The organism is Pseudomonas sp. HMWF006 (assembly GCF_003061205.1).
Lineage (GTDB): Bacteria > Pseudomonadota > Gammaproteobacteria > Pseudomonadales > Pseudomonadaceae > Aquipseudomonas > Aquipseudomonas monsensis.
Window position 1 is genome coordinate 20,910 of sequence record NZ_QAIU01000519.1, and the last position, 3,823, is coordinate 24,732.

The following is a 3,823-nucleotide window of genomic DNA, read 5'->3' on the forward strand; positions in this document are numbered from 1 at the left end:
TCGCAAGGTGTGTTCTTCGGCAGGACAAGCGTCGCACTCTAGCAAATCGACTTTGTCGGCGTCGAACCGCAGGGGCAGGTCAGGCAGGATTTTACCGGGACTGAAAAGTCAAAAGCCCAATCGCTTGATCGGGCTTTTTTTCCAGGCCACCACGGGCTTAGCTCAATTGGCTGTTGCGTTCGATCACGCGGTCACCACCGCCTTCGGCAACGGCTTGGCCCAGTGGGGTTTTGTCGAAGCCATCTTCAGCCAAGGTTTGACCTTGTGGGGTACGGTCGCTGCCATCGGAAGCCAGAGTCTGACCTTGTGGGGTGCGGTCGCTGCCATCGGAAGCCAGGGTCTGACCTTGTGGGGTGCGATCAGAACCGTCTTGAACCAGACCTTTCTCTTCCAGGCGATTACGGCCGTTTTCAGCCAGCGCCTGGCCTTGTGGGGTGCGATCGGAGCCGTCTTGCACCAGACCTTTTTCTTCCAGGCGGTTGCGACCGTTTTCAGCCAGCGTCTGGCCTTGTGGCGTGCGGTCCGAACCATCAGCCGCAACGGTTTGGCTGAACACCGAGTGGCTGGATTTCACTTGCGGGGTAGCCTGATCGGCAGCGGGCAGGGCGAAAGCAGTGCTGGCTAGCATCGACAGGGTCAGGCTGAACAGTAATTGGCGTTTCATGATGGGTTGCTCCTTGGGAGGGCGATAAAGTGGGTACGGAGGCAATGCTACTCTCGATAAGTCGATATAAAAGTTCATAAACGCAATGGTAATAATCAACAGAATTGATTGTTCTGCCGGGAGGCTCTAGAACGGGCCTTTCAGAGCGACGCTTTTGCACCGCAGTGGGTATTTTCGACTCACTCGCGCCTCGCAAAAGTGCGGACGCGGTAACGCTGCTCGACTGATCGGTCAGATTTCGCGCGGCTTTTTGCGCGGTAATTGGCCTTTCGATTAAACCTGCGGCCCGTTTGCCAGTCGTAGATTTCATGAGGGCCGCTTTGGCCCGCCGTTTCAGCCGTACGCCGCAGTCTTTGCGTGCGGTCGTGATCAGGAGCTTTGTGCATGACGCGCACTGGAAAAATCTTCAGCTGGACCCTCACCATTCTCGTGCTGCTACTGGCTGTGCTGGTGTTGATCATCGTGTTCTTCGACTGGAACCGGATCAAACCGCCGCTCAACGCCAAAGTCTCGGAAGAACTGCACCGACCGTTCGCCATCAATGGCAACCTCGCGGTGATCTGGCAGCGCGAGCCCGATGAGGGCGGTTGGCGGTCGTGGGTGCCGTGGCCGCACGTGGTGGCCGAAGACCTGAGCCTGGGCAATCCGGACTGGTCGAAAAAACCGCAGATGGTGACCCTCAAGCGGGTCGAGTTGCGTATCTCGCCGCTGGCCTTGCTCGCGCAGCGCGTGGTGATTCCGCGTATCGACCTGACCGAGCCCAACGCCGAGTTGCAGCGGCTGGCGGACGGTCGCGCCAACTGGGTGTTCAAGTTCGATCCCAAGGACCCGAATGCCGAGCCGTCGAACTGGGTGGTCGACATCGGCGCCATCGGTTTCGACAAGGGCCATGTGACCCTCGACGATCAGACCCTCAAGACCAGCCTCGATGTGTTGATCGATCCGCTGGGCAAACCGATTCCATTCAGCGAAATCGTCGGTGACAAAGCGGCCAAGACCGCCCAGGACAAGGGCGGCGCGCCCCAGGATTATGCGTTTGCGTTGAAGGTCAAAGGCCAGTACCACGGCCAGAGCCTCACCGGCCAAGGCAAGATCGGCGGGCTGCTGGCCTTGCAGGACGCGCGCAAACCGTTCCCGCTGCAGGCGCAGGCAAAGATCGGCGACACCAGCCTCGACCTGGCCGGCACCCTGACTGACCCGCTTAACCTCGGCGCTCTCGATCTGCGCCTGAAACTGGCCGGCGCGAGCCTGGGTAACCTGTATCCGCTGACCGGCGTGACCCTGCCCGACACACCACCCTATTCCACCGACGGTCACTTGATCGCCAAACTGCATGACGTGGCCGGGGCGACGTTCACCTATGAGCAGTTCAACGGCAAGATCGGCAGCAGTGATATCCACGGCGACCTGACTTATGTCGCCAGCCAGCCGCGGCCGAAACTCAGCGGTGCGTTGCTGTCCAATCAATTGCTGTTCGCCGACCTCGCCCCGCTGATTGGCGCCGACTCCAACGCCAAGCAAAAGGCCCGGGGCGGCGAGAGCAAGCAGCCGACCGATAAAGTGTTGCCGGTGGAAGAATTCAAGACCGATCGCTGGCGCGCGATGGACGCCGATGTCGAGTTCACCGGCAAACGCATTGTCCACAGCGAGAAACTGCCGTTCACCGACCTCTATACCCATTTGAAACTCAACGACGGCGAACTCAGCCTCGAACCGCTGCGCTTCGGCGTGGCTGGCGGCAACCTCAATGCGCAAATCCGCCTCGACGGTCGCACCGAGCCGCTGGAAGGCCGGGCGAAACTGACTGCGCGCAAGTTCAAGCTCAAGGAACTGTTCCCCACCTTCGAGCCGATGAAAACCAGTTTCGGTGAGCTCAACGGTGATGCCGATATCAGCGGGCGCGGCAATTCGGTGGCGAAGTTGCTCGGCGGCGCCAACGGCAACCTGAAGATGCTGATCAACGACGGCGCAATCAGCCGTGAACTGATGGAATTGGCGGGGCTGAACGTCGGTAACTATGTGGTCGGCAAGATCTTTGGCGACAAGGAAGTGAAGATCAACTGCGCGGCGGCCGACTTCGACATCAAGACGGGCCTGGCGACCACGCGATTGTTTGTCTTCGATACCGAGAACGCGATCATCTATATCGACGGCACAGCCAACATGGCCACCGAGCAACTCGATCTGACGGTGACCCCGGAGTCCAAGGGCTGGCGTTTGATTTCCCTGCGTTCACCTTTGTATGTGCGCGGCAAGTTCATCAAGCCGGATGCCGGGGTCAAGGCCGTGCCGTTGATACTGCGTGGGGCGGGTATGGTGGCGCTGGGTGTGATTGCGGCGCCGGCGGCGGGGCTGTTGGCCCTGGTGGCACCGAGCGGCGGCGAGCCTAATCAGTGTGCGCCGTTGCTGGAGCAGATGAAGGCAGGCAAGGCGCCTGTCACCGTTAAACCAACCCAATAACTTCAGCGTATGTAACGACGCCATCGCGAGCAGGCTCACTCCTGCATTTGGAATGCGTTCCTCTGTAGGCGTGGGCCTGCTCGCGATAGGGTTTAGAGGTCTTTCAGGATATCGGCCATGTCATCGGCATGTTCTTCTTCCTGCGCGAGGATGTCTTCCAGGATGCGCCGGGTGGTCGGGTCTTTCTCGCCGATGTACTGAATGATCTCGCGGTAGCTGTCGATGGCGATCCGCTCGGCCACCAGATCCTCGTAGACCATTTCTTTCAGGGTGGAGCCGGCCACGTATTGGGCGTGGGACATTTTCGACAGCTGGTCGGGGTTGAACTCAGGCTCGCCGCCCAGTTGCACGATGCGTTCGGCCAGGCGGTCGGCGTGCTGGGCTTCCTGGGTGGCGTGCTCAAGAAACTCTTCGGCGGCCACGCTGGCTTTCACCCCGGAGGCCATGAAGTAGTGCCGTTTGTAACGCAATACGCAGACCAGTTCGGTGGCCAGCGATGCGTTGAGCAAGCGCAGTACCTCTTCACGGTCGGCGCTGTAGCTTTCGGTGACGGCGCCGTTCTCGACGTGTTGGCGCGCACGGTCGCGCAGGGTTTGGACATCTGACAGATGCAGGTCGTCGCTCATTTCGATCTCCTGGAGGCTAATCCGATTGGCGCCACGCTCTACAGGCGTGCTCGCCTACCCCAGTTGTGAGTCC

The 3,823-nt window shown here is 60.1% G+C and carries 3 protein-coding genes; 1 reads left to right on the forward strand and 2 read right to left on the reverse strand.

The genetic code is table 11. The annotated features are described in order from the left end of the window. Nucleotides 1–157: 157 nt before the first annotated feature. Complete coding sequence (locus DBR24_RS23270; protein ID WP_128615922.1) at nucleotides 158–664, reverse strand: hypothetical protein; 507 nt, start codon at nucleotides 662–664, stop codon at nucleotides 158–160. Nucleotides 665–1,048: 384 nt separating this feature from the next. Between DBR24_RS23270 and DBR24_RS23275 the strand changes: the two genes are divergently transcribed. Further along, nucleotides 1,049–3,124: an AsmA family protein gene (locus DBR24_RS23275; protein WP_128615923.1), complete on the forward strand. Its 2,076-nt coding sequence runs from the start codon at nucleotides 1,049–1,051 to the stop codon at nucleotides 3,122–3,124. A gap of 92 nt (nucleotides 3,125–3,216) precedes the next feature. Here DBR24_RS23275 and DBR24_RS23280 read toward each other — a convergent pair whose 3' ends face one another. After that, nucleotides 3,217–3,750, reverse strand: a complete 534-nt coding sequence (locus DBR24_RS23280; protein ID WP_128615924.1) for a bacterioferritin — start codon at nucleotides 3,748–3,750, stop codon at nucleotides 3,217–3,219. Between the last annotated feature and the right edge of the window lie 73 nt (nucleotides 3,751–3,823).

Coding starts and splice junctions, on each gene's coding strand:
- DBR24_RS23275 (WP_128615923.1), top strand. CDS start 1,049: ATGACGCGCACTGGAAAAATCTTCAGCTGGACCCTCACCATTCTCGTG.
- DBR24_RS23270 (WP_128615922.1), bottom strand. CDS start 664: ATGAAACGCCAATTACTGTTCAGCCTGACCCTGTCGATGCTAGCCAGC.
- DBR24_RS23280 (WP_128615924.1), bottom strand. CDS start 3,750: ATGAGCGACGACCTGCATCTGTCAGATGTCCAAACCCTGCGCGACCGT.